The organism is Saccharophagus sp. K07 (genome assembly GCF_014336955.1).
GTDB lineage: Bacteria > Pseudomonadota > Gammaproteobacteria > Pseudomonadales > Cellvibrionaceae > UBA5868.
Window position 1 is genome coordinate 237,681 of record NZ_QRAI01000003.1, and the last position, 24,291, is coordinate 261,971.

Sequence of the window (24,291 nt, forward strand, 5' to 3'; positions counted from 1 at the left end):
GCGGGGTTTTTACGCCGTTTAACGGAAAAAATGACCATTTATCCCGGCAGAAAATAAGAAAAATTGTCCCTTCGTACCGCTTTACCAACCGCTTATCTCCGCTAATTTTCTGAGTAAAAACTGCCAAAAAATAGCCTTCTCCACTTATCCCAAAAAGGGTCCGCCTGTCTGGCAATTTTTGGGCACAGTCTTAGATCTTTTATTTATTTAAAATCGTAAATCTCTTGCGAAATTATTATTAAATATAACTTTTACCCAACATGATTGGGTCTTTTTCGCCTTTTTTACCCCTATCAAAAATTAAGATCCGCTAGGTTTTTTGGTCGAAAAGCTAGACATGGCGCGGCTTGTACGGTGATCAATAACCAATCTAGAGGGTTTTTCATATTTTTATAATTGTGGCGCATAAATCACCATCTGTTGCCTGTGTCTGACTCTACGTCAATACTTTTTTTAACCAAATAAACGCCAAAAAAGGCGCCGTGAAAGGCTAGCCGAGAACCTCTTGACAGAAGCTTTCCATGCGTCGAACTGGACGGACAAGATGCCCATGCAATACCTGAAACTGACAAAACTGAATATGCGTTCGCAGATCGGTTTTACCCTGATAGAGATCCTAATTGCGGTCGCTTTAGTGGCCATTCTCGCGGGAATCGCGATTCCGTCTTACAACAACTATATCAACCGCGGAAAAATCAAAACTGCGCAGGCAGATCTGATCGCTCTGAACCTGAACTTCGCCAATTATTATCAGCGCAAACTGGCTTATCCCGAGAATACCAAGGATCTGACCACGACTGATAAATTGACAACAGAATTTAAAGGCTGGCAGCCCGCCTCCAAAGATTTCGATTTCGCAAGCGATAAGGATGTTGCGTCCAAAACCGACTACAAATTGGTGGCCAAAGGGAAAACTGGCACCGGCGTCGCAGGTTGCGTTGTGTCAATTACCAAAGACAATGTCAGAAAAATCGAAAGCTGCTCATTAAGCTCAACTGGTGACTGGTTATGAGCAAGGGTTTTTCTCTGATCGAAATTATGATCGTGATCGCGGTGATAGCACTGGTTGTGTTAGTCGCTGCGCCTCTCACAGGTAACTGGGTATCAGATGCCAAACGTATAGAAGCAGAAGCGCAATTAACACAAGCCGTGGGTCGCGCTAAAGCAGCGGCGCTGCGCAATCATATGGCCGCAACGGGCGAAAGTCCGGTGACGGCAATCTGCCTGTCCGACTCCAATTTATTAACTGTCCTCGAAGGTACTGCTGGTGCAGCGCCATCCTGCACCTCTGCTGCAGGAACAAAACTTTGGCAGGCGCAGTTGCACAAAGGCATCAGCGTAAAAGTGGATTCCAATGATTTTTCCTGCGTGTGCTTCAACAACAAAGGTTTGTTGACCACCAGCGGCAGTTGCAGCGCTTGTGCCACTACATCCAATTTATCCTTAGATGGCGAAGATCCATTGGCACTGCATTAATTATGCGCAGAGTTAAAATTATGCATTTATCCAATAGCAAAAAGATTTCAATAAATCGGCAGCGTGGCGATTTTTTAATTGAATCACTGATCGGCCTGGTGCTGATGGCCATTATCGGTATGGGTGTGGTTTTCGTGACTTCAAAAATGTCGGTCGCACAAAAAGATATGCGCTTGCAGGAAATCGCGGTTAATCAGATGCGAGCATTGTTGCTGAACAATGGCACAGGTGGAATCGATATCTGTGCGACGCCACCTTCCGTAAAGCTGCCTGGTGTCGATGACAGCGCCATTCAAACCAAAGTTTTCGGTTGCGATGCTAGCGGATTAACTACAGCCGTTATCGGTGGCATAACCATTAGCGATATTCGAAAACCCCTGTATATCTCGGTTACCAGCGATGTATTGGGCGGCGAAGTGATTGTGGGCGGTAGTGGAAGCTGACGCATGAAAACTATTTCTTTTTCACACCAGGATGGGATGACCCTTGTCGGCTTGCTGATCGGTTTATTGATTTCCGTGCTTTGTATGCTGGGTAGTTTGACGCTGTACAAAAATCTGATTCAGGTCGCCACCGAAAGCAAGCTCGACTCCAATCACGACGGTCAACTGGCCAGTGCCATGCTGACCGTGCAACTGGAAGTGCAAAGTGCGGGGTTTGGTATTGATAACGCATCTCTCAACCATATAGTGATCAATGAGCCAGAAACGGGAAAACGTCAATTATTGTGGAGATTTAGTACCGATAGCGGATCGACTTATCAATGCCGCGGCCTTCACGAAGAGGAGGACACCAACGGCGGTGTATTTCGCGTATTAAAACTCGTCAAAGTCGACAGCGGCTGCGATGGCGTTACGGCTTTAGACAGTTTGACCTGGCAGACTGCAAATCCTATTGCGGTGCTGGGCCGCTGGCGCATCTTGGACGGTGATGGTCTCGATAATTACATAGATACCTACTCCAATATGTTTGGTTATGGCTTGACTCAAGAACCTTGCAATCCCTACGGCGCACTCAGCGATGCAACCGAAGATCGTGTTGTATTAACCGTAACAGCTCCCGGTAGTGCATTTCTGCAGGGCGCAGCAGATATGACTGCCAACGAATATAAATACTGTTTACCCAATATTTATCCGGCGTCTCCGTGATCGCTACAGGTGTTGTATGAAACGTCAGTTGTTTTTTTCTAAAACTTCCCGCCCGTCTTCCCAACGGGGCATTGCAACCATTTTGATTGTGGTGCTGATTGGTGTGGCGTTGACCGCAACAGCGATTGGCATGATGCATTCCATTCGCAGCACGCAGGAAAAACATATTGCGGTGCACGCGGTAACGAATGCACAAACCGGCGCATGGGCTGGCGTAGAAGCATTTCGCCGCTATCTCGATTCTAAAGGTGTTGAAGGATTGACTGCAGGTGTTTACCCAATCGAATTAACGGGCTATGGCACTATGCAAGCCAAAGTCCAAAGCGTGAATCCTACGGGTACTGGTGGATATCGCATAGAAGCGACCATCGTAAATGTGCAGGATGCAGCGCACGCTTCTGCTGCGGTGGGAGTTATTTATGAGGTGACTCCTTCTTATGGGGAGTATGAATTATCAGGGCCACTGAATTTTAATGACGACTTGGAATTGACTAGCCGGTTGGTGCTCGATAAGCCCTTGACGATTAATGTTAAAGGCGATGTGAAAATCGCCAATGCCAATATCTCGAATTTGCAAGGCATCAATGCTACGGGCTCTGTCACTGTGGTATCCAATAATGCAGTACAACTCGGGACCATCCATGCAAATGGCGATGTCAAGTTAAGTGGTACTGATGCGACTGCTACGGAGATTAAAGCCCAAGGAAAAGTAACGCTTCAAAATACCGCGAAAGCGCCTCTGATTTCTGCTAATGGCGATGTCTTTCATAATGCCAGCACCAATACCATGAGCATGCGCAGCCGATCCGACATAACAGTAGATAATAGCGGCAACCATGATTTTGTTAGTGCAGGCGGCGGCGTGACCATTAACTCGACTTACAAAGGCACCATTACAGATCTCTGGTCTGTCCGCACAATCATCAACAAATCCAAAAATGCAACTTTGGTCACGGCTTCCGGAGAAGCAACTTTTGATTGTGAGAACAAAGAATGGAACGGATTTACCAAAATTGCCGTTAACGGCACTATAGATAGTGCCTGTACCAAGCTACTGCCCCCACTGGAGCCAGGACAAACCGTTATTCAGAATGCGGGAGTCAAGGTGGACGTCATGAATCCAGTCTCGTCCTTCACTATGCCTACCCTGGCCGTTGACGTTTATCCTTTTAGAGCAGAAGCCAATTACGTGGTGAGCTATGTCGAAGGAAAAATAAAGGTGCGGGTAAGCAATATCAATGGCTTGGAAGATGGAATTTACTACGTAGCAAATGGACACAAAATTTGCCGCGAATTAAAGTCAAACGGCGATTGTAATGATGATACACCAACCGATAAGTATGTATGCCTTGGGCAAAGCCCAAGTGAGGCGTGCCTCACTTATTCATTCAAAAGCTTTACAGTGGCAGAGAACGCCTCAGCCTCTATCTCCTATCAAGATTTGACTACTGGCACTCATCCATCAAAAGGATATTTTGAGGTCCAAGGCGCTGGCATAGCTCCTGGAATATGGTGGTTTGACGGCAGTTTGATTTTCAGCAATGGTTATAATAACGGCACAATTTTGGCGACTGGCAATATCGCCACCAGCAATCACTACCGAGGTGCTGCCGTAAACTATGGCGCAGAGCCGGTTATTTATTCCGATTCAGTCAGAGACGAGACTAAAAGGACAACTCCTTACGAGGAGATTTGCGAAGTCATTGGAACCGGCTTGAATAACAACGAAATGGGCCATCACCTCGCTACTTATAAAAACAGATTCAAAGACCAGTTTCCAACCAATTTATGCAATAAAACAGATGGCGTTTATATTCCCCATAAACTCGGCAATATTGCCTTAGCAGCTGGCGGTGTGCGGCCGTCAGATAACGAGCTGGGTGGTGACGACATCACTTACAGTGGTGGTGATATCTATATTAAAAACAACTCCAATATATTTGGAATTGTCCTGGCTGGGGGATATCTCTCCGTAAGGAACAATGTCGCTATTACGGGTTATGTTTCCGCCTCTGTGCAGGGGCCAGCGCGAACAGACGGAGCTGTTAAAAATATCACTGACGGTGATATCAAAATCTATACCGACTCAGAAACCGAATGGTATTCACCAAAAACAGTACCTTGGATGGGCGCAGATCCTTGCCAAGTAGGTTGCGGCACTCCGCTTCCCGGTTCGGGTGCCAAACTGCTCTGGTCGAGATATTTGTAAAATACGGCCCAATAAAAAAGCCCCTTACGGGGCTTTTTTATTGCTCAATGCAGATTACGCATTAGCAGAATTTTGTTGACCTACCCGGGCAATTGTTTTGCGCAGATTACCCAGTGAACTCAAATGCAAATAAATCATTTCCAGTTCGTCGGTTTGCGCAAGCTCGGCCAATTTTTCCGCGCTGAGTTTTTTCAGTTTGTCGCGGTTGACGACAAAAAATCCGCTCAGCGAACCTTCCCGACCGTCAGCTGCTTTGTACTGTGCACTCATAGGTTCAAGCAAATCCAGCTCTTCCAGTTTTTTGCAAAACGCTTGGGTGCGCAGGAAGTGACCTTGATACTCTTGCAAAAACTCCACGACTTTTTTCAGGTACGGAGAATTTTCGCCGCTTTCAGTAAACAGACGCTCCCCTTCGCCATTTTGACTGCACCCTTTGTATTCTTCGTCAATACACAGTGTCAGGGTTTTGCCTTCGTCAGAGGTGGAAAAAATAAAAGGATAGCGGCGGATAAACGCAGGCAAATAGGTCGCGTCCCACTTTCCTTCGGCAGTGACATAGAGATTTTCGCCGACACGAACGCCCATCACAGCGATCGGCAGCACTCCGTCATTGTTTTTCGCGAAAACGATAGTGAATTCGTGGCAGGCACTGGGAAACTCAATGGCGTTAAGCGGCACTGAGTGGATGTTCTTTGCAAACTCAAACGTATTGGAACCAACGATCGACCAATCCGCATGGCGGACTTTGTTGACGGGCGTGACGTTTTTATAAAACAAAGCGGCTGTGGACATTTTGCATCTCCGTCTTTTATCTATTGTAATCACCAGCGGGCTTGGCCCAACGGAATCAACCGTACAAGTGCGCCAGTTAAAGCCTCACTTTAAGGTCCCGTAAGGTATCACTGTCTTTTTCGCCTGTCCTGCAAAAAATGCGACACGCATCCTTTTTGCGATTGGTCTTGTTTAGCATTGCGTTAATTTTGATCAAATCGATTGTTAACTAAAGTCAATAGGCAATCGATGTGTGTTATTAATCGCCAGACCTCTAGATCAGTTTCTCCTATGCCTGCCTAAGCCACGGCACGGCTCGTGACCCACTGCTACTATCAAACCTGGACGTGTTCACAAAACCAGATACGTTCACGTGTTTCGAGTGCGGCCTGCCGCGCACAGAATCCCTGACGAAATCGAGCGACCCCTATGTCATTTCACCAAGCGGTGGAACGCAATACTTCTGTGGGCCATGATTCCCCTGCAACGCATACAGGACGCAATGGCTCAATGGAGCATGACGTAGAACGCCAAAGCCCTGCTTCGGTGCGCAAGCGATTTCTGCAAATCAATCACGATCGTCTGCGGCGCACGCGTATTGCACTCGACCACCAGCAAGACGTTTTTCTGGGCGCTTTGCCCCTCCTGTTTCATTGCAACCACCCCATGTTGCCCGGCTTCGTCAGCCACAATACGCCTGCTGGAATCAGCGGATTTAAACCCGGAAGAAGTGATATTCATTATGGCAAAGCCATAGCGCGCAGCTTTTTCCTGAGTAGTCAGTACTCAGGTGAGGATATCTGGTCCATTTTTATGATGGGCAGCGTTGGAACGCTGGCGCAAAGCAGCCACAGCGATTTCGACATTTGGCTGTGCCACCGCCCCGGCCTGTCCCGCACGGCATTGGCGGAGCTGGAGCAAAAATGTCAGCGCATCAGTAAATGGGCAAAAACCTTACGCCTGGATGTACATATCTTTTTGATGGACTGCGAGGCATTCCGTGCCGGTCAGCTGGCTTGCCTGGACTCGGAATCCAGCGGCAGCGCCCAGCGCTTGTTGCTGTTGGACGAGTTTTATCGCACCGCCCTGCATATTGCCGGACGCCATCCTCTCTGGTGGTTCGTGCCGGCATCGCATGAAGTCGACTACAACGCGGAATCCCACGAGCTGGTCAACAAACGGTTTATCCGCCCCAACTCGGTGATCGACTTCGGCCCGGTTGCGCCAATTCCAGATGGTGAGTTCATCGGCGCCGGTATCTGGCAGCTGTATAAAGCGATCTCGTCGCCCTACAAATCGGTGCTCAAATTATTGCTGTTGGAATCCTACGTTCACGACTACCCCAACATCACGCCCCTCGCGCTGGAATACAAACAGCATTTGTATCAAGGGGATCTGCATATCAATGAGCTCGACCCCTACGTTTTGATTTACCGGCGTATCGAACGCTATTTGACCCAGCTGGGGGATATGAACCGGCTGGATCTTGTACGCCGGTGTCTGTACTTCAAAGTCAACAAGCCGCTTTCCCGCGCGTCCACGCCGCGCAACAAATCCTGGCAACATGAATTAATGGAAACCTTGGTCGCGGACTGGGGCTGGACCCCCGACTATATGCGCATGCTCGATCAACGCGGCGAATGGAAGACCCTGCGGGTAAAGGAAGAGCGCAACCAGCTGGTGCAAGCTCTTAATAGCAGCTATGGCATGCTGCTCGACTTCGCCCAGCGCAGTCGCGCAGCACGCGCGATTTCAGCCGATGAATTAAATGAACTCGGACGTAAACTTCAGGCTTCCTTTGAACGCCGCCCCGGCAAACTGGATTGGATCAATCCAGGAATATCCAAAGATCTGAGTGAACCCGCGCTGGCTCTGGTCGAGCAGCGCGCGGAAAACGAACCACCCGTCTGGCAGCTTCACGCCTGGGAAGGCGAACAACAGGTATTGCTGCGGCAAAGTCAAAGTCCGGTGGAACTTCTGTTCTGGAGTTACCTGAACGGTATTGCGGCTGGACATGTGCGCCTGGATGCCAGCCGAGCTCCTTCCGCCAGAGAGAGCCAATTACGCCGCACGCTTGTGCGCCTGCGCCAATGGCTGCCGTTACCCATGGCAGCGCCGAGCCGCGACGCCTTTAAACGTCCCGCAGCTCCGACCCATGTGTTGTTGCTCCTGAACGTCGCCGCGGAAACACCGTCGCCCTATGGTACTCACGTGCATCGCCTGAGCAGCAACAGCGACCCCCTATGTTATGGCGCGCTGGAAGAAAATCTGGTTGCCAGTGTCGATCTGGTCGTGCGCAACTCCTGGCAGGAGATCACCTGCGAGCGTTTCGAAGGCAGCAATGCTTTGATCCAGGCGCTCCACGCCTACGTCGCCCTGTGCCTACCTGGAACTCACCAGTCACCACCAAAGTGGGAAATCGACTGCCTGGGTACCACCCAAACCGCTTTAATCGCCCATAGAGTCCGCCATTGGTTTCACGACGTGTGTGCCTGTTATTACGGCGGCAAGCCACCTACCGCCCGTTACGTGTTCTGTCTTGGCCCGCGTTATTACAGCTTGCAATTTCAGGGCGCCAAACTGGTTGTGCTCAACCACAAAGATCCTGCGCAGTTAATGCAATACCTCGGTGAAGGTCAAAGCCGTTACAGCCCGATAGTGGTCGACAGCGCCGCTTTGCATGATCACCCATTAAAAGCGCTTGCGCGGCGCGTTTCCGGCAATGCGATCCAAGTGTTCTTCCAACGCCAACAAGGTTTTATCGATATTTATGTATCCGACGAACGCGGCTCGCTGGTGCAGTTCATGGCAGAAAATGCATCTGCACGCGATCTGTTGAGTAACTTGCATGTTTTTTTTCGCAAAGCACTGCGACGCTGCACCAAAGCTCTCAACGTGGATTTTGGTGTTCACCCAATCGAATTTTATGAACTGCACCAAGAACCGGGACGCCATTGGTCAGTGATTCCCAGACTTATCCCACCCCAACCAGGACGACTCGATCTGCGGGCACGGGTTGTCTGTAACGATCAAGGCCAATTTGAATACGACCTTTATTGCGAACAACAGCTATTCGCATGGGAGCAGTTTAAACACGACGTTTTTTATGCAGCGGCACAATATTTATTGCACCATCTTGGTGAAAGCGATAATTACTTGATCAGCGATTTAGATCTCGACGCCTGCCGCGAACAGCTCAGTTCCAAGAGAGAATTGCAGGTTAGTCATTATCTCCGCGCCAAAATCGATTTAGAGCGCCAATTACTCGCTGCGTCCCGCACTCTCCTTTAAATATTCTTACAAATTCGCTCCGCAGCTCTGCTAAAATCCGCGGCGTTTCCTGGTGGCGCCCGGAAGAAAAGGGAGGGTGCGTAGTCACATGCTGTGCATAGTTTTGCAATGAAAATTTACGTCCTGAGTTTGGCAAGCGACACGGAGAGGCGCGCGCGCTTAGTCGCGCAATTGCGTGCCCTCGGTTTGGATTTCGAGATTTTTAATGCCGTGGACGGCCGCAATGGACTGCCGGAGGAATATTACAGGCGGGTCGATTTTGTAAAAGCCGCTGCTCGCCTCGGCAGAAGATTGGGAAATGGCGAAGCCGCTTGCGCCATTTCTCACGCTTTAATCTACGAAAGAATTTTATCTGAAGGTCATCCCTACGCTTTGATCCTGGAAGACGACGTTCAGGTAGACCAAAACCTCTTGCGGCTAATATCAAGCGAAGCCTATACCCGCTACGACCTGCTTCTGCTAAACCATCGCTTCAGTTATGTGTGGCGCTTTTCGGAACGTCCGCTGTTCGGCCATTTCAAAACCTACCGCCTGTTACTGCCCTGCTGGATGACTGCCGCCTATGTTGTATCGCGGCGAGGTGCCGAGTATCTACTGCAGCACTCCCGTCCCATCGACCACACCGCAGATTGGCCGGGTGACATTACAGAGATTGGCGCACGCGTATGCGTCCCCATGTTGGTGCAGCACCCGGAGGAAACCAAACTCAAGTCCAACCTGTCGTGTGAGCGGCATAAAGTCATTGACCGCTTGCGCTTTTTCAAACGCTTTTACTGGCGCCGGTGGGTGAGAAAGCGCCTGAGTACGCGCATCGCGTGATCTTGAGTTGCGCGGGGCACATCCCTACAATCAGCGCCTTCATATTTAGCCGTATTGCTATCATGAGGCCAACTTGATTTTTTTTCTCTTCTCTTACAATCGTGGACCCCTGCTGAAAAACTGCGTCGAGTCCATCGAGCACTGCGCACCTGCCAATTCCACGCTCATTATTTACGATGACGACAGCAACGATCCGGAAACCCGGGAAATTCTGGCAGATATCGCCAAGCGGCACGAAGTGCGCTCCATGGGAGATAAAAAATCGAAGGACCAGCACGGCGCGCTTTATACCAATATGCAGCGCGCCATTGATTCCGTCAGCGATGATGAACTGATTTTTTTCATCCAGGACGATGCTCAGCTGATTCGCAAAATCACTGAAAACGATTTGGAATTTATCAACAATTATTTCGCGCAAAATCCTCGGGCAGGTTTTTTAGCGCCGGTTTTCCAAAAGCGCATTACCAAACAGCGCACCCTGGATCGCTTTATCTACCACCCTGAACTCGGTGTTTATATTTGCCATCACCGCAGTCGCATCGAAGTCGCAGGCGTTTATTACTCCGACATTTCAATTACAACCCGACAAAGACTGAGAGAAGTGGATTGGCGTTTTATTCCGGGCGAATATCAAAATGAACTGCAGGCGAAAGATAAATTCCACGAGATGGGATATCTATACGCGCCAGTCGCCATGCAGCTTCCCAATGCACCGGCATACCGCAATAAAAAGAAAACCCTAGCATTTCAAATTGCAGAAAAGCTCAATCAGTCGGGCTTGTATAAATTCCGTTATATGACCGATGCGGACGTCGAAAAATTGAAAAACCGGCCCGCGTCGCAAGTGCCCATCGCCGAAGATTACCTGGAAACTGATCCAGTGCTGCGCAAGCCGTGGATTTTCCACCCGCTCAAACGCTCCCGCGTTTTGCGCAAACTGGATAAATTGGAAAATTTTTTACGGAAAGCTTTTAAATAATTCGATCGCGTCTTCGATCTGAGACAAAAGGCCACTTCATGCAGCTCTCCGTCATTATTTCCACCTACAACTCTCCCGAATGGCTGGAGAAAGTACTGTGGGGCTACAGCTGCCAGACATTTCAGGATTTTGAAATCATCATTGCCGATGACGGCTCCGATCAGCGCACCGTAGAGTTACTAAATCGCATGCGTGTGGAAACGGGTTTGGATATCCGCCACGTCTGGCAGCAGGACAAAGGCTTTCGCAAATGTCGAATTCTAAATAAGGCGATAACCCAGGCGCGTTACGATTATCTGGTGTTCACCGACGGCGACTGTATTCCGCGGCGCGACTTTCTTCAGGTTCACGCGGAAGAAGCGCGCCCCGGACATTACCTTTCAGGTGGTTATTTCAAGCTGCCTATGTCAACCAGCAAAGCCATTACCAAGGACGATATTTTCAGCGGTCGCTGCTTCAGTGTCTCCTGGCTGCGCGAGCACGGTCTCAGCTTCTGGCGCAAGAGCTATAAAATCGGCCTAAATCCCAGCTGGGCAAAAGTGTTCAATCATCTAACTACCACCAAATGCAATCTGAAAGGCTCCAACGCTTCGGTATGGAAAGCGGATGCGCTTAAGGTGAACGGTTTTGACGAACGTATGCCCTGGGGTGGAGAAGATCGCGAATTTGGCGTGCGCCTCATTAATTCCGGCATCAAACCCAAACACGTCCGCTTTAATGCCATTGTGATTCACCTGGATCACAGCCGTGGCTACATCGATCCTGAACGTGTAAAAGCCAACCGGGAATTGCGTATTGCCAATGAGAAAAACAAAGTCACCACTACCGAGTTTGGTATTCGCCAGTTGGGCGATAAAGACTGAATTCTCAGCCCTCCAATCATACGAACTGATTTGCCCTGCGTCCGAACACGCCCACATACGCCCTCACCTGTGCAACCGGAACATAGGTAACACTTTAAACCGGGAACATGGGTTACACCTTTTCCCCTGCATGCCACTCGCATGCAGTTTCCAGTCGCGAAGTTTTTAAGTTGATATGACCAAGTAGGTGGAAGCTGTATCTCACTTCCACTCGGTCATTATCAATTTCTCTCATGCCTACATGGTTGAAAGCGAGTAGCTCGCTGATGTAGATCAACTTGCCGCCCCATTTAATTTCACCGTTTTGGCGAATGCTGCGGACCTTCTGGTCTGCGTCATATTCAATTGGCTTTAAAACAGGTGAGTAAGCTCGCCTTGATGGCTGGTAGACGCTGGCTGGCGTTTTTCTTCCCAAGGCTTCATGGCTGCGCTCGGAATTGTATTCGTGTCGAAACGACTCCAGCATTGCTTGTTGTCGGCTCAAGCTGGAACCTCGCAGCTGATCACCTATCGCCTGATTCAGTGAGCCGTGCATACGCTCATGCCGGGCGTTTTGAGTGGGTGTACCCGGCTTCGTACGATGCACGGCGATTCCCAGATGAGTTGTTACCTATGTTCCGGTTGCACAGGTGAGGGCCGTATATCAAACAGATCGGTGCACGCCCCACTAAATAAAACGGATCCATTTCCATTATCCCTCACCCAAATCCTGTCACACTGGGAATAAACCTTATTCAGAGCGCAGGCCTCGTTACCCCCTGTGAGGCAATATTTCGCTCAGGTGAACATCAGAAATAAAAAAAGCCGGCAAATGCCGGCTTTTTGTGCTGCAAAAATCAGGTTCCCGGAGGACAGGATCCCGCAGTGCCACCCCCATTGGACGAGGGCAGTTGACCATTCAACTGGCTCAGGATATTGCTGGATTTTTCAGTAATGAATTTCAGCAAACCTGGATCCGGGCCATAAATGCCCGCACCGCGGCCACCGCTGATATTGCTATTGGCGGGCAGACCTTGATCGAGCGCCTGACGGAATTCTTCATAGGTAAAGAATTTGGTCGGGTCGTTGCGCACGTAGGTGTCGATCAAAGTCGCGATACTTTCAATCTTGGTACGCATCACCTGCGGGTTGTAGAAGTTTTCGATCAGGCGGCGCAGTTCCGCGTGATAGCGCTCGCGCAATGTCGAATCTTTCAAGATCACATCCAGCATCGGGCGCGTCGGATTGGCATCGTGCACCGGATTGTCGATCACGTGGTTGGTGATGCGGCAAGAACTTTGAGTGGTGCCGCCGAAGCCGCCAAAACCACCGCCGAATCCTCCACCAAATCCGCCGCCAAAACCTCCGAAACCACCACCGAAGCCGCCGCCACCGCCCAGGTTGGGCGCAGCGCCGTTGCCCCACAGACCAAAACCTAAATTGAAGTCCCAGGGCAGATAGGTGAAGGTGTTTTTGCTGCGGCGTTCGTACAGATAGAAGTTATTCGCCGTCGCGCCATTGGGGCTGTCGAGGTTGCCGGTCAGCACCAATGCGGCAAGATATTTGATGGTGAGATCTATATCCACCCGTGAGCGCGCCAGATCCGCGTTGCCGCTGTTGATGTCCTGGATGAATTTCACCAGCGCAGCGCCTTCCTGCGGGGTACCCACGGTCGATGAGTTGTTTTTCAACGGCAAGCCCTGGCGATAGTTCGAATAGGAATTGCCATTCAAAGTTAAGCGCTGGAGCAGCTCGCCCTTGTGCAAATCGCCTTGATCGTCTTCATCTTCCGGGAAATGTTTTTCCAGGAATTCGGTGTCGATCATCTCGATCATTTGATACAAGCCGAGGTGTTCACCCGCCACATACAAATCCACGTAGGAAATTTCCGGCGCAGGCACGCCCGCATCGCGCATCAGGTCATAGGCGAGCAGATCGCGCATGAATGTCGGGTCGGAGAAGCTTTGGTTGAATACGAGCATTTTCATGCCCATGAATTTCTGGTCGACATAACGATTCATATCGACTTTAAAACCAAAACGTTTGGAGTTTTGGGGAACGGACATCAATGACCCCTGCCCTTTGATGCGGAAACCGACGTTCTCAATTTTCGCGCCATTGAGTTCGAAGTTCGCCGGGTAATACACCTCTTGTCGCGCATTCACTATGGATTGCCAGGTGGAAGGCGAAATATCGACTTTTGCAGTGAAGACCTTGGTGCGGTCAAACAGCACATAGGCAACGTTTTCGTATCCAGGCGTCGGGTACAGCTCCTGGAAGGTGGTGCTGTTATTGGTCAGGCGACCGTAGCTGCGGCCATTTTTACTGTAATCGCGGCCCCAAATCACATAGTCGACCTCTTCCTCGCCGCGGAACAGGGAAACCGAATCTTCCCGTCCTAGACCGAAGCTGACATAAGGCGTGCCGTCATTGGTGGTAGCGCCCGCGACAATCACCACGCGCTCACCGGGCTGCAGCGTTCGAGCCGGCAGTTTTTCCAGCGGGCTTTGATTGTCCGCTAGAGAGAAGTCGCCCAGGTTAATCGCTGCGGATCCCGTATTAACCAGTTCAATCCAGTCGGCAGAGTCGTGGAAAGCGGGTCGATCAGACTGCGCCACCACTTCGCTGATGCGCAGCGGCGAGTTGCCGGTCGGGTTGCCACGAACAGGACCTGTGGTGATCGGGAGCTTGTTGGGCGCGCCAGGGGTAGGATCCAAGGTCTGCGGTCTGCCGTCGTACAAGCCATAGCTCTTGCCTTCGGGCGCCTGACCATCCTGCCAGGACAAACTGCTGATCAGCTCACCCTTCCAATACAAACTCACCAAATCAGCGCCGCCTAATTTGAAAGGCACCGATGGGCTTGGTGGATTGGGATCGTCTTTGTCCGCCGCGGCAATCACTATGTACTGCTGCGGCCCCAAGGTAATGCTGGGTAGCTGAATCTGCGGACTGGAGTCATCCGCCAGCGCATATTCAGACAGATTGGCCGCTACAGAACCGGCGTTAAAAATTTCGATCCAGTCGTTGCCAGCCAAATAGTTGTTGTCGGCGGATTTGGCGACCACTTCCGAAACCACCAGATCTGCGGCGCCGGAACCTGGATTACCCGAGCTGGAAGATGAGGATGAACTTGAAGACAAGGAACCGGAAGAACTCGACGTATCGTCCGGGCTCCCACATGCCGAAAGCAACCCCGTCAACGCCAGAGTCGCCAAAATGGTGCAATATCGTTGCATAACCACCCCTATGGATGTCCGTTAAGGACTTGTTATCGAATAGCGCCGCTTCTATCGAGAGCCCACTGTCACCATGGCTTAGACGCTATTTGGGAAAATAACACCCATATATAGGACTTATCTGTGCTCAGCTTCATGCTTCGGAAACGCGAACAAAGAACCCGTTAAAAAAATGCGGGATGGGAGAGGAACCCGTATCTGGGACTGGATAGATAAGAGGGTTTTGTCAGACGTTGTTGCGGAGGATTTCCCGGACCGCGTCCACGTATGCTTCAGCCGTCCACAGCTGACGGCCGCTGCTCTGCGAGTGAATGGTGATGTAGTGTTGTTGCCGATCACGCAACATGCGGGTGAATTTGTCGGTCAGCTGAGCGATATCACTGGCATCGAACAGATAGCCCATGATGTCCGCATTCCGCCAATCCACCGACTGGTTCTGGCAATGCCGCAAGAAGTATTTGTAGGTGCCGAACTCCGACCAGCGCCGGGGCGGCTGTTGCAGCAGCACCTGCCACCAGGGCTTCTGATAGCGGTTTTCCAAGGACGCGAGCATCGCCCGGACGCTCGGTGCATGCATAACGAATGGCGTGTCGTAATAGCCGTCGTACTCGCTGGCGGAAAAGCGCTCGCCAAACAGTTGGTGGGCAGATTCTTGCCAGTGGAAAACCTTGCCTCTGAGTCCGTCGGCTGAGCGCAGATCCTGATAACACACAATTTTACCGGGGCAGACGAAATCCTCGATTGCCGCACTTGGTGTGACGATCACATCGGAATCCAGAACGACCACAGTATCCACCGGACTTGCCGCAACAAATGCCAATTTGGTGATCTGCTGGGTGTGCCAACCGGTATAGCGCACCCAGCGGGGCCAGCCCGTATAGCGCGTCAGGCTGCCGCTCACCACAGTGCCGCGACGGCCCAGGCGCGATTGCCAGACCAGGGCCTCACGGCGTCGCTGTTCGACCTTTGGCGGCAGAATGTCGGCAGTGGAGTGCAGAATAATGTCGGGGAATTCGCGGAAGAGTGCCAAGTCTTCATGATGCACCACCACGTGATGGGGAATGTGGGCGAAGCGCGACTGCGCAAGGGATTGGTGCAGCAACGAAAAATGTGTGCGATCCGCTGCCCAGGTCACCGTAAGAAAAACAAACGGTGTGTTCTCATCCATGATCACTTCCCTCGCCATTTACGCCATTTCAACTCGATGCTGTTTAACGTCTTAAACCAGGAACTGCCCTGTAAGGGGTAATAAATCCACGGTTCACTTACACGACCTTGCTGCAACTGTAAAAAATCTTCTGCATAAGGCACGGCATTATGAGGCCGCTCAAGAAAACAGCGGTTGTCCTCAGCGGACATAATTTTCACTGGATAAAAACCGCTGCGGCGGCGTTTTTGTGCAAGGCGCAGCGCCAAGGTCTGCTGTTTGCCGCGAAACGCCGGCACATTCGGTAACCACGCCGCGAAAGGATCGCGCCAGTACGCCATTTGCGCCAAGAGCTCCCGCGCCTGGGTTTCGTTGCCCGCCTCGCGGGTCACAAAGCGCCAACCCACCGCGCGCAAATCGCGCACGCGGAACAGGCAGATATCGGAATAGAAAGCACCCGCACTGTTGCTCAAACGGTCGACGTAGTAAACCCTGTGGGTCGCGTCGTAGCGGGTGCGCGCAAAGTCTTTCTTTTTGTTGCAGCCGCGCATAAACGCGGGCTGCAACAAACAGGGTTTGGCCTGGCTGGCAAAAAAGGTCTCGATAGCCTGCACGTCCTCAGCGGACAGAGGCCGGACCAACTGGGTGTCGTCCTGCAGAAAACACACAATATCGTCCGCGCCGCTCTGCTCATAAGCCGCCTGCATATTGGCGTAGAGACCGCCATGTTTGGTCTGCTCGTGCGCTTGCGGCGTGGGATAGACAACCTGGTGGCGCAGGGCGAGTTCGGCGAGGACCGCGCGAGTTTCCGGGTCCGAGCTGTGATCATCAAAAATATGAATCGGCCGGCCGGGCGCACAGAGCTCGATCGAGGCGACGCAGTTGCTGAGAAATTCAGCGCGATTGTAGGAAAAGACCCAAAAATGCAGGGCGCTCATAGTGCGCCACTCACCCTTTGATACGCGCGACAGTGCGGCGAATCCAACTGCGCACACCCGTGTTAATCGCGCTGCCGGTATAGCGGCCTTTAAATACGTGGCGAATGCGGTAGACACCCGGAATTTCCAGCGGCACACCTTGAGTGCGCAGCAGCCAGCGGAAAGCGCGATCTTCGTAGGCTTTGCACCAAGTTTCCGAGGGGCGCTGGTAATAGGAAAGACTGTCGCAGTAACCGCAGGCGCGCGCGACATCAGCGTGGGTAATTTGCAGTGGGCCTGTGGCGCGGGTGCGGACAAATTCTTCGAACTGGGTGGTATCTACATCCACCACCTGCAAATTGTTCCAGTCTATTGCGAGCATGGGATCTTCATTGCTGAGCAGCGACGTACAGCGCTCAATGCGCGGATAGACCAATACATCTTTACGCCCCTGCAGAACGTCCGCCAAGCGGTCGAGGCAATCCTCGCGGAACATCAGATCGCAGTCGGTGAACCAGATCCAGTCGGCTTTGGTATTGAGCGCCGCCTCATTGCGCCCGATCGCGCGGCGGAACAGCGCCTGGCGCGGCAGCTCGCGCCAGTTCCAGGTGACATTGGGTACTTGCAGAGAGCCAAAATAGTTCAGCAGTGCGACCGTGGTGGTGTCTTCCCTGCAGTAATACACCGTCATAGTGACGTGCGCTTTCTGCGGCGGAAAACGCACCAGCGAACTCAGCTGATAAATCAGAAAGTGCGCATATTTCCAGCAGTGGCTGACGATTTCGATATGGAGGGTGCCGGTTTTGGCCGCGCGTTCGCTTTCGGCAGGAATCTTGGGCAGAAACCAGCTGGCGGGTACCCAACCACCGGCGGCGAAACGCAAAAATCGCCCCACCAATGGGTCGTACCAGCGATCCGGCGGCACTGTGTATTGCGTCATGAGGATTTGCTCGATCGTCGCCCGCAGGCCAGATAAGTTGAGGCGGGCATGATACCCAAGTAAAATTCGCCCCTCAATCCGAGCGCCCACCTCTGCGGCGGCGAATCCATCCCTGCACTGACCGTCACTCACACATATGGCTGAGCAATCCCCCACCCAGACGGAGCAGGACTCCACGATCTACTTCTGGAATCTGCAGGCTTTGCCCCAGGCAATACCGGAGATATTCACGCCCACCGCCGATAACCACAACACTCTCGGTCGCGGCACCGTGATTCTATTCCGTCATGGCGACATGGATTTGGTGTTGCGCCATTACCAGCGCGGCGGTTTTGTTCGGCACTTTATCCGCGATTTGTATTTCGGCAGTGAGGTGCAGAACACCCGCATGTGGCGGGAATTTCGTTTATTGCTGCGTCTGCGCGAACTCGATCTACCAGTGCCCACCCCCATAGCCGCGCGCTGCTGTAAAACCGGCCCCTTTCTCTACCGCGGCGATCTGATCACGCAATTGATTCCCGCCAGCAAAACCCTGGCGCAAACCCTGCAAAACCACCCGCTATCGGATGCGCAGTGGAGTGATCTTGGAAAACTACTCGCGTGTTTCCACCAGCACGGCGTTTACCACGCCGATCTCAATGCCAATAACATTCTGCTCAACGAGCAGGGGCAATTTTTTCTGCTCGATTTTGATCGCGGCGAAATCCGCGAACCTGCCGCGACTTGGCAGCAAAACAATCTCGACCGCCTGCTGCGCTCGCTGCGCAAACTGCAGGCGCGCCACTCCCCTTTCCATTGGCACGACAATTCCTGGCAACTGGTGCTGAACGCCTATAGACAAGCGTCACAAAAGTTGTGACACGGCCGCTGCCCACCGTATACTTCGGCGTTTTGGTCAGGTCCAGCGCGGAGTTCCTGTGGCAAGGTTTGGCGTCATCAGCTTATTGAGCTTTTTTCTTCTGGCTTGCGGTCAGAAAGGGTCGTTGACGTTGCCTCAGTCGCAGCAGCCAGCCGACACTATCGAAGCGCCCGCCTCCGCTACCCAACAACAGTAGGTTTGTATGTCCGTTTTGCAGAATCGCCAAGATCAGTTGTTTATGGAAGACGTCAGTCTCCAAGACATAGCCGCTCAATACGGCACTCCCACTTATGTCTACAGCCGCGCGGCGATTACCGAGGCTTATCTCGCTTACGCCAACGCCCTCGGACAACATCCGGGCATGGTTTGCTTTGCGGTAAAAGCCAACTCCAACCTCGGCGTGCTCAACGTATTGGCGCGCCTGGGCGCAGGTTTCGATATTGTCTCGGTCGGTGAACTTGAACGCGTTCTGCAAGCGGGCGGCGATCCTTCCCGAGTGGTTTTCTCCGGCGTCGGCAAAAAAGCGGAAGAAATGGCGCGCGCTCTCGAAGTTGGCGTTGCCTGTTTCAACGTGGAATCAGCCAGCGAACTTGAGCTGCTGTCTCAAGTGGCTACCGCACAAGACAAAGTCGCCCACATCTCCCTGCGGGTAAACCCGGATGTGGATGCGCAAACCCACCCTTACATCTCCACCGGTCTGCGCGAAAACAAATTCGGTATCGATATCAATGAAGCGGTATCCGTCTACCGCCGCGCCGCCCAGTTGCCGGGCATTCATATCAAAGGCGTCGACTGCCATATTGGCTCACAATTGACCAGCCTGACTCCGTTCCTCGACGCCCTCGACCGCGTTCTGCTGTTGATCGACCAACTTGCCGACATCGGCATTTCTATCCACCACCTGGATTTGGGTGGTGGCTTGGGCGTTACCTATCGTCAGGAAACCCCGCCCACTCCGGCGGAGTACCTTAAAGCCGTCAAAGAAAAAATTGGCGATCGTCCGCTCGCATTGATGTTCGAACCCGGCCGTTCCATTGTCGCCAACGCCGGTGTATTGCTGACCCGCGTGCTGTACCTTAAACCCACTGCGCACAAAAATTTCGCGATCGTCGATGCGGCCATGAACGACATCATTCGCCCGTCGCTGTATCAGGCGTGGCAGGACATAGTTCCGGTCGCCCCTCACGACGGCGAAACACGCACCTGGGATATCGTCGGCCCAGTGTGTGAAACCGGCGATTTCATCGGTAAAGACCGCAGTTTGGCCTTGAAAGAAGGCGACCTGCTGGCAATGAAATCGAGCGGCGCCTATGGTTTTGTTATGAGCTCGAATTACAACACCCGCGGCAGAGCAGCCGAAGTGATGGTGGACGGCACTCGCACCCATCTGGTCCGCCGACGCGAAACCATCAGTGATCTGCTCGCTTTGGAATCCATAGTTCCGGATCAAGGTTGAGCGGCATGAAAATTCGCTTCACCAAGATGCATGGCCTCGGCAATGACTTTGTCATGATCGATGCCATCAGCCAAAAAATCACTATGACGCCCGAGCGCGTCCGCAAAATCTCGGATCGCAATTTCGGCATTGGTTGCGACCAGGTTTTATTGGTGGAGCCACCTCATTCACCCGATTCGGATTTTCGTTATCGCATTTTCAATCACGACGGCAGCGAAGTGGAAAACTGCGGCAATGGCGCCCGCTGTTTTGCCGTGTTCGTCCGCCAGCGCAAACTCACCGGTAAACGCATTATTCGTGCGGAAACTGCCGGCGGTCTGTTGATCCTGAAAGTACTGCCGGACAATCGCGTCACCGTGGATATGGGCGTGCCGCGTCTGGAGCCGCAGGAAATCCCCTTCCAGGCACCACAGCGCTCTACCACCTATTCCCTGCCTTTGGCCGATCGCACCTTGGAAATCTCCGCCGTGTCCATGGGCAATCCCCATGCTGTGACTGTGGTGGATGATGTAGAGACGTTTGATGTGCGCACGATCGGCGCGGAAGTGGAAAAACACCCGGCGTTTCCCAAAAAGGTCAATGCGGGCTTTATGCAACCGATCAGTCGCAATGAGATTCGTGTGCGCGTGTTTGAACGCGGCGCTGGCGAAACTCTGGCTTGCGGCACTGGCGCCTGCGCGGCGGTGGTCGCCGGCAGACTGCGCAACCTGCTTGAAAACAAAGTAAAAGTTCACCTTCCCGGCGGCGATCTTACGATCCAATGGGATGGCGAGGGCCACCCCGTGCTGATGACGGGTCCGGCCACCACCGTATTCCACGGGCAAATCAATATTTGACGGACCCGGCGATGAGCAACTCTGACGATCACTTTCCCAGCGAACAAATCATCGCCGACTATCTGGCTCAAAACCCGGACTTTTTTGACCGGCACGAGGACGTGCTGCGGGACCTGCGCTTATATCACCCCACCGGTCGAGCCATCTCGCTGATCGAAAAGCAGGTTTCCGCTCTGCGCGAACGCAATACCGAACTGCGTCACCGCCTGAACCAACTGCTGGACAATGCCCGCCAAAACGACCGCCTATTCGAACGCAGCAAGCGTCTTGTGCTGGCGCTACTGGAGTGCAATGAACTGGGCGATATAGTCGACGCGCTCTACTACAGCTTTGATAAAGAGTTCGGTATTCCCTTTACCCGCCTCATCCTCTTTCGCAAACCGCCGCAACCCTGCAATGTCCGCATCGCGACTGAAGATGAGGCCAAGATGGTTATCGGCCGCCATCTCAAAACCAGCCGGGCGGTCGGCGGTGGCCTTAACCGGGAAGAAATCGCCTTTTTGTTCGACCGCGATCACGCCCGCGTTGGTTCTGCCGCAATGGTTCCGCTCTATACCAATCAGCTCTTGGGCGTGCTGGCAATCGGTCACACGGACCCGAAATATTATCAAGCCGGCATGGGAACGCTGTTTTTAACCCATATTGCCGATGTGCTGGACCGGCTTATCCCCAAACATCTCCCCTAATTGCCCACGCGATTTTATTTCTGCTCAGCCCAAACGCAAAAACCCGGCACAAAGGCCGGGTTTAGCTGGAAATTCTGTTTTGTTGAACGCTCTTAGATGGGCTGTCCGCCGTAGTTGCTTTGCGGCTTGCGCGGAGGATCCGAGACAACATTAGGTGGAATCTCGTGAATCACGCCACCACGGGCGAGAAACGCTTCCACGTCGCTCTGGATCTGTTGGCGCAGAGCCTCACGTGCGACTACGGACTCCTCGACAGGATAATCACCTGTTGGAGCGGCAGCGGTGAAGGCACCAACGTCGTCATCTTCAGCCAGTTCTTCGGCTTCGGCTTCAATTTCTTCTTCGTTTTCTTCGATATCGTGTTCGTCGCTCATAACATCCTCACGTTTTCTGTAACTTGCAAGGAACTATCACCGGAACCCCCGAGTTTTCCGCAGGCGAAGCCTCGCCAATGCTGCCGGAATACCCCTAAGAATGCGGGTAGTATGGATATTTATAGTCCAGGCCAATTTTGCCGTCATCATTAATGTCGCTTTTTCTTAGTATTTTTTGTTCTAGACAGCCAAGCTTAGTAGCTGTTCGGTTATTTAAAAAGAGCACGGCAAAAACTTGTGGAAACCCGTTCAAATGTCGGCGAAACCGGCAAAAGAACCCTCTCTATAAACATACCCCGCAGGATAAATTTAGCACATGCAAGCAAGCTGGTTTGGGCAGCGTCCGGTGGATAGTTTGCGGGCGGGAATTTACAGAAAAGAGATTAACGGAACAAGACAATTCCGCCACCCAAAGCGGGTGGCTGAAAAATTCGTGAGCGGTACGGCGTTAGACGGCATCCGGCCCTGTTTCACCGGTGCGGATACGAATAACTTCGGTCAGATTTTGGATAAAAATTTTGCCGTCGCCAATTTTGCCTGTTTTGGCCGCTTTGGTGATGGCTTCAACCGCCTGATCCACCATGTCATCAGCAACCGCCATCTCAAGCTTCACTTTCGGCAAAAAATCCACCACATACTCTGCACCACGATAGAGCTCAGTGTGGCCCTTCTGGCGACCAAAACCCTTAACCTCCGTGACAGTCATGCCCTGTACACCCACATCCGAAAGTGCGTTGCGCACGTCATCCAAACGGAAGGGCTTGATTACTGCAGTGATGAGTTTCATGTTTTATTTCCCGATATTAAATGAACAAGCCAGGGGCTGCGCCCCGTTTGAATTCCAAAATTAGGGGCAATGTATACCACTCCCAAGGTTAATTGACCACCGCTGAGCGTTACCTCACCGCAATGACCGCACAAAACGTCAACCACCCTTAAATAAAAAAACCCCGGTCAAAATGACCGGGGCATAAGATGCTAACGGAGTGCAGATTAAAACTATTTGTTCGAGGTAAACTCCGGATAGGCTTCCATACCACATTCGGAAATGTCGACACCGGAGAATTCGTCCTCTTCGGAGACTCGAACACCAATGATGGCTTTGATGATCAGCCAGACGACCAGAGAAGCTACGAACATCCAGACGGCGATAGTCACTACGCCAACCAGCTGACCTACAAAGGTTGCTTCTGCATCGGAGATCAGGACTGCGAATACACCCCACAGGCCAGCCGAACCGTGAACAGAAATCGCACCGACTGGATCGTCAATTTTCAATTTGTCGAGCAACAGGATGCTGGCGACAACGATCAAACCACCGACCGCACCGATGATGGTGGCAACCAGAGGTGTTGGATCTGCAGGCTCAGCAGTGATGGAAACCAATCCTGCCAGCGCGCCGTTGAGCGCCATAGTCAAGTCGGCTTTACCGAACAGCAAGCGTGCAAAGATGAGTGCCGCAATCAAGCCGCCGCATGCAGCAGCATTAGTGTTGACGAACACAACAGCAACTTCGTTGGCAGCGCTGATGGAATCCAGAGACAGGGTCGAACCACCGTTAAATCCGAACCAACCTAACCACAGAATAAAGGTACCCAAGGTAGCCAATGGCAGGTTTGCACCCGGAATTGCGTTGATTGCGCCATTGGGGCCGTATTTTCCTTTGCGGGGACCCAAGATCAACACACCAGCCAAGGCTGCAGCTGCACCAGCCAAGTGCACAATGCCCGATCCGGCGTAGTCGACATAATTCAGTGAATAGAGACCAAATACCTCTTTACCACCCCAAGTCCAGCTGCCTTCCATCGGATAGATGAAACCAGTCATAAATACTGCGAAAAGCAGGTATGACCAGAGTTTCATGCGCTCAGCAACAGCTCCAGATGTAATGGACATGGCGGTAGCCACAAACACCACTTGGAAGAAAAAGTCAGAGGCGTTGGAGTAGGCGTTTGCATCTTCACCTTTGAATTCTCCATAAACGCTTTCTGCCAATGCTTCAGCAGACTCAGCTCCATCCAACGCAATACCTGCCAGGAACCAGCCACCGTCGTACATGATTTGATAGCCACAAATCAGGTACATGGTGCATGCAATCGCAAACAGCGCGACGTTTTTGGTGAGAATTTCAGTCGTATTTTTTGCTCGGACTAACCCTGCTTCCAACATGGCGAAGCCAGCGGCCATCCACATAACAAGTGCGCCGCACACCAGGAAATAAAAAGTATCCATGGCGTACTGCAATTCAAATATCGTATTTTCCATAGCGGTATCTCCGGCTGTGGTATCTATAAAGCGTGAGATT

23 protein-coding genes are annotated in these 24,291 nt (G+C 52.1%); 14 read left to right on the forward strand and 9 right to left on the reverse strand.

From position 1 onward, the window contains the following. Positions 1 to 550: 550 nt before the first annotated feature. The 5 genes from DWB84_RS10715 to DWB84_RS10735 are packed head-to-tail and all read left to right on the forward strand — an operon-like array spanning position 551 to position 4,833. Positions 551 to 1,012, forward strand: coding sequence for a type IV pilin protein (locus DWB84_RS10715; protein ID WP_304610851.1), 462 nt, complete (start codon positions 551 to 553; stop codon positions 1,010 to 1,012). Then, entirely contained in the window at positions 1,009 to 1,476 is a 468-nt protein-coding gene (locus tag DWB84_RS10720) for a type II secretion system protein (protein ID WP_187409790.1), read from the forward strand. The genes DWB84_RS10715 and DWB84_RS10720 overlap by 4 nt, the downstream gene beginning before the upstream one ends. Positions 1,477 to 1,496: 20 nt before the next feature. Then, on the forward strand, positions 1,497 to 1,919 hold the full coding sequence (locus DWB84_RS10725; protein WP_187409791.1) for a hypothetical protein: 423 nt from the start codon (positions 1,497 to 1,499) through the stop codon (positions 1,917 to 1,919). Positions 1,920 to 1,922: 3 nt separating this feature from the next. Then, positions 1,923 to 2,624 (forward strand): hypothetical protein, encoded by a 702-nt coding sequence (locus DWB84_RS10730; protein ID WP_187409792.1) that lies wholly within the window; start codon positions 1,923 to 1,925, stop codon positions 2,622 to 2,624. 16 nt (positions 2,625 to 2,640) lie between these two features. Next, entirely contained in the window at positions 2,641 to 4,833 is a 2,193-nt protein-coding gene (locus tag DWB84_RS10735; protein WP_187409793.1) for a hypothetical protein, read from the forward strand. Positions 4,834 to 4,887: 54 nt separating this feature from the next. Here the strand turns inward: DWB84_RS10735 and DWB84_RS10740 are convergent, their stop codons facing one another. Further along, the gene (locus DWB84_RS10740) at positions 4,888 to 5,625 is read right to left on the reverse strand and encodes a SapC family protein (RefSeq protein ID WP_187409794.1); all 738 of its coding nucleotides are present in this window, start codon (positions 5,623 to 5,625) and stop codon (positions 4,888 to 4,890) included. A gap of 408 nt (positions 5,626 to 6,033) precedes the next feature. Between DWB84_RS10740 and DWB84_RS10745 the strand changes: the two genes are divergently transcribed. The 4 genes from DWB84_RS10745 to DWB84_RS10760 all read left to right on the forward strand — a co-directional run bounded on the left by DWB84_RS10745 (position 6,034) and on the right by DWB84_RS10760 (position 11,556). Beyond that, positions 6,034 to 8,895: a class I adenylate cyclase gene (locus DWB84_RS10745; protein ID WP_187409795.1), complete on the forward strand. Its 2,862-nt coding sequence runs from the start codon at positions 6,034 to 6,036 to the stop codon at positions 8,893 to 8,895. A 108-nt stretch (positions 8,896 to 9,003) separates the two neighbouring features. Then, complete coding sequence (locus DWB84_RS10750; protein ID WP_187409796.1) at positions 9,004 to 9,714, forward strand: glycosyltransferase family 25 protein; 711 nt, start codon at positions 9,004 to 9,006, stop codon at positions 9,712 to 9,714. Positions 9,715 to 9,787: 73 nt separating this feature from the next. Then, positions 9,788 to 10,693: a glycosyltransferase family A protein gene (locus DWB84_RS10755; protein ID WP_187409797.1), complete on the forward strand. Its 906-nt coding sequence runs from the start codon at positions 9,788 to 9,790 to the stop codon at positions 10,691 to 10,693. A 38-nt stretch (positions 10,694 to 10,731) separates the two neighbouring features. Next, positions 10,732 to 11,556 carry a glycosyltransferase family 2 protein gene (locus DWB84_RS10760; protein WP_187409798.1) on the forward strand — a complete coding sequence of 275 codons (825 nt, stop codon included), beginning with the start codon at positions 10,732 to 10,734 and terminating at the stop codon, positions 11,554 to 11,556. 112 nt (positions 11,557 to 11,668) lie between these two features. On the opposite strand, the gene DWB84_RS10765 is transcribed toward DWB84_RS10760, so the two are convergent. The 5 genes from DWB84_RS10765 to DWB84_RS10785 all read right to left on the reverse strand — a co-directional run bounded on the left by DWB84_RS10765 (position 11,669) and on the right by DWB84_RS10785 (position 17,775). Then, complete coding sequence (locus DWB84_RS10765) at positions 11,669 to 12,142, reverse strand: transposase (protein WP_222868134.1); 474 nt, start codon at positions 12,140 to 12,142, stop codon at positions 11,669 to 11,671. Positions 12,143 to 12,392: 250 nt separating this feature from the next. Continuing rightward, a complete protein-coding gene (locus DWB84_RS10770; protein ID WP_187409799.1) occupies positions 12,393 to 14,771 on the reverse strand; it encodes a CotH kinase family protein in 2,379 nt (792 codons plus the stop codon). Between the two features lie 226 nt (positions 14,772 to 14,997). After that, complete coding sequence (locus DWB84_RS10775; protein ID WP_187409800.1) at positions 14,998 to 15,939, reverse strand: DUF6492 family protein; 942 nt, start codon at positions 15,937 to 15,939, stop codon at positions 14,998 to 15,000. A gap of 2 nt (positions 15,940 to 15,941) precedes the next feature. Then, on the reverse strand, positions 15,942 to 16,856 hold the full coding sequence (locus tag DWB84_RS10780) for a glycosyltransferase (protein WP_187409801.1): 915 nt from the start codon (positions 16,854 to 16,856) through the stop codon (positions 15,942 to 15,944). 10 nt (positions 16,857 to 16,866) lie between these two features. Continuing rightward, on the reverse strand, positions 16,867 to 17,775 hold the full coding sequence (locus tag DWB84_RS10785; RefSeq protein WP_187409802.1) for a glycosyltransferase family A protein: 909 nt from the start codon (positions 17,773 to 17,775) through the stop codon (positions 16,867 to 16,869). A 136-nt stretch (positions 17,776 to 17,911) separates the two neighbouring features. Between DWB84_RS10785 and DWB84_RS10790 the strand changes: the two genes are divergently transcribed. The 5 genes from DWB84_RS10790 to DWB84_RS10805 are packed head-to-tail and all read left to right on the forward strand — an operon-like array spanning position 17,912 to position 21,612. Further along, on the forward strand, positions 17,912 to 18,634 hold the full coding sequence (locus DWB84_RS10790) for a 3-deoxy-D-manno-octulosonic acid kinase (RefSeq protein WP_187409803.1): 723 nt from the start codon (positions 17,912 to 17,914) through the stop codon (positions 18,632 to 18,634). 58 nt (positions 18,635 to 18,692) lie between these two features. Beyond that, positions 18,693 to 18,830, forward strand: coding sequence for a lipoprotein (locus DWB84_RS19375; RefSeq protein ID WP_222868135.1), 138 nt, complete (start codon positions 18,693 to 18,695; stop codon positions 18,828 to 18,830). Between the two features lie 6 nt (positions 18,831 to 18,836). Then, the gene (gene lysA, locus DWB84_RS10795; RefSeq protein ID WP_187409804.1) at positions 18,837 to 20,090 is read left to right on the forward strand and encodes a diaminopimelate decarboxylase; all 1,254 of its coding nucleotides are present in this window, start codon (positions 18,837 to 18,839) and stop codon (positions 20,088 to 20,090) included. A 5-nt stretch (positions 20,091 to 20,095) separates the two neighbouring features. Then, a complete protein-coding gene (gene dapF, locus DWB84_RS10800; protein ID WP_187409805.1) occupies positions 20,096 to 20,926 on the forward strand; it encodes a diaminopimelate epimerase in 831 nt (276 codons plus the stop codon). A gap of 11 nt (positions 20,927 to 20,937) precedes the next feature. Further along, positions 20,938 to 21,612 (forward strand): DUF484 family protein, encoded by a 675-nt coding sequence (locus DWB84_RS10805; RefSeq protein WP_187409806.1) that lies wholly within the window; start codon positions 20,938 to 20,940, stop codon positions 21,610 to 21,612. A 92-nt stretch (positions 21,613 to 21,704) separates the two neighbouring features. On the opposite strand, the gene DWB84_RS10810 is transcribed toward DWB84_RS10805, so the two are convergent. The 3 genes from DWB84_RS10810 to DWB84_RS10820 all read right to left on the reverse strand — a co-directional run bounded on the left by DWB84_RS10810 (position 21,705) and on the right by DWB84_RS10820 (position 24,251). After that, positions 21,705 to 21,986 (reverse strand): hypothetical protein, encoded by a 282-nt coding sequence (locus DWB84_RS10810; protein ID WP_187409807.1) that lies wholly within the window; start codon positions 21,984 to 21,986, stop codon positions 21,705 to 21,707. A gap of 448 nt (positions 21,987 to 22,434) precedes the next feature. Next, positions 22,435 to 22,773 carry a P-II family nitrogen regulator gene (gene glnK / locus DWB84_RS10815; RefSeq protein ID WP_187409808.1) on the reverse strand — a complete coding sequence of 113 codons (339 nt, stop codon included), beginning with the start codon at positions 22,771 to 22,773 and terminating at the stop codon, positions 22,435 to 22,437. A 212-nt stretch (positions 22,774 to 22,985) separates the two neighbouring features. Beyond that, positions 22,986 to 24,251 (reverse strand): ammonium transporter, encoded by a 1,266-nt coding sequence (locus tag DWB84_RS10820; protein WP_187409809.1) that lies wholly within the window; start codon positions 24,249 to 24,251, stop codon positions 22,986 to 22,988. Between the last annotated feature and the right edge of the window lie 40 nt (positions 24,252 to 24,291).

Coding starts and splice junctions, on each gene's coding strand:
- DWB84_RS10715 (WP_304610851.1), top strand. CDS start 551: ATGCAATACCTGAAACTGACAAAACTGAATATGCGTTCGCAGATCGGT.
- DWB84_RS10720 (WP_187409790.1), top strand. CDS start 1,009: ATGAGCAAGGGTTTTTCTCTGATCGAAATTATGATCGTGATCGCGGTG.
- DWB84_RS10725 (WP_187409791.1), top strand. CDS start 1,497: ATGCATTTATCCAATAGCAAAAAGATTTCAATAAATCGGCAGCGTGGC.
- DWB84_RS10730 (WP_187409792.1), top strand. CDS start 1,923: ATGAAAACTATTTCTTTTTCACACCAGGATGGGATGACCCTTGTCGGC.
- DWB84_RS10735 (WP_187409793.1), top strand. CDS start 2,641: ATGAAACGTCAGTTGTTTTTTTCTAAAACTTCCCGCCCGTCTTCCCAA.
- DWB84_RS10740 (WP_187409794.1), bottom strand. CDS start 5,625: ATGTCCACAGCCGCTTTGTTTTATAAAAACGTCACGCCCGTCAACAAA.
- DWB84_RS10745 (WP_187409795.1), top strand. CDS start 6,034: ATGTCATTTCACCAAGCGGTGGAACGCAATACTTCTGTGGGCCATGAT.
- DWB84_RS10750 (WP_187409796.1), top strand. CDS start 9,004: ATGAAAATTTACGTCCTGAGTTTGGCAAGCGACACGGAGAGGCGCGCG.
- DWB84_RS10760 (WP_187409798.1), top strand. CDS start 10,732: ATGCAGCTCTCCGTCATTATTTCCACCTACAACTCTCCCGAATGGCTG.
- DWB84_RS10770 (WP_187409799.1), bottom strand. CDS start 14,771: ATGCAACGATATTGCACCATTTTGGCGACTCTGGCGTTGACGGGGTTG.
- DWB84_RS10775 (WP_187409800.1), bottom strand. CDS start 15,939: ATGGATGAGAACACACCGTTTGTTTTTCTTACGGTGACCTGGGCAGCG.
- DWB84_RS10780 (WP_187409801.1), bottom strand. CDS start 16,856: ATGAGCGCCCTGCATTTTTGGGTCTTTTCCTACAATCGCGCTGAATTT.
- DWB84_RS10785 (WP_187409802.1), bottom strand. CDS start 17,775: ATGACGCAATACACAGTGCCGCCGGATCGCTGGTACGACCCATTGGTG.
- DWB84_RS10790 (WP_187409803.1), top strand. CDS start 17,912: ATGGCTGAGCAATCCCCCACCCAGACGGAGCAGGACTCCACGATCTAC.
- lysA (WP_187409804.1), top strand. CDS start 18,837: ATGTCCGTTTTGCAGAATCGCCAAGATCAGTTGTTTATGGAAGACGTC.
- dapF (WP_187409805.1), top strand. CDS start 20,096: ATGAAAATTCGCTTCACCAAGATGCATGGCCTCGGCAATGACTTTGTC.
- DWB84_RS10805 (WP_187409806.1), top strand. CDS start 20,938: ATGAGCAACTCTGACGATCACTTTCCCAGCGAACAAATCATCGCCGAC.
- DWB84_RS10810 (WP_187409807.1), bottom strand. CDS start 21,986: ATGAGCGACGAACACGATATCGAAGAAAACGAAGAAGAAATTGAAGCC.
- glnK (WP_187409808.1), bottom strand. CDS start 22,773: ATGAAACTCATCACTGCAGTAATCAAGCCCTTCCGTTTGGATGACGTG.
- DWB84_RS10820 (WP_187409809.1), bottom strand. CDS start 24,251: ATGGAAAATACGATATTTGAATTGCAGTACGCCATGGATACTTTTTAT.